The organism is Polynucleobacter sp. UB-Piko-W3 (assembly GCF_018881635.1).
GTDB lineage: Bacteria > Pseudomonadota > Gammaproteobacteria > Burkholderiales > Burkholderiaceae > Polynucleobacter.
Map to the genome: position 1 here is coordinate 1 of NZ_JACVPY010000009.1, position 419 is coordinate 419.

A 419-nucleotide genomic window follows, 5' to 3' on the forward strand; every position below is an offset into this window, starting at 1 on the left:
TTTGGTAATGCGGGTGACGACATCTTGCGTGGTGGCACTGGCAATGATCTGATTGGTGGCGGCGCTGGCATTGATCGTGCCTTGTTTAGTGGTTTATATACGGACTATAGTTTTGTGGTGAACAGTGCTGATTCATCAGGAATGCTTGCTGGTATTACCCTAAGCGGAACTGATGGCCTTGATATTGTTGCTAGTGGCGTTGAATTTATTCGGTTCGACAGCTCACCAAATTACGATATTGATGTCGTACAGAGCATTAAATATGGAACCATTGTTCTTGCGCAAGGTAATGGTAATTTTTTACCCAACCCCACCATCACCGGTACCACCGCCAACGACATCCTGACCGGTACCTCTGTTGCTAACCAAACCTTACTCGGCCTTGCTGGTAATGATGTCTTAGATGGTGGTGGCGGAAC

1 pseudogene is annotated in these 419 nt (G+C 47.0%); it reads left to right on the forward strand.

Annotation, left to right across the window (positions count from 1 at the left end):
* Positions 1–419 (forward strand): annotated as a pseudogene (locus ICN31_RS10575) (hypothetical protein); the annotation flags it as partial.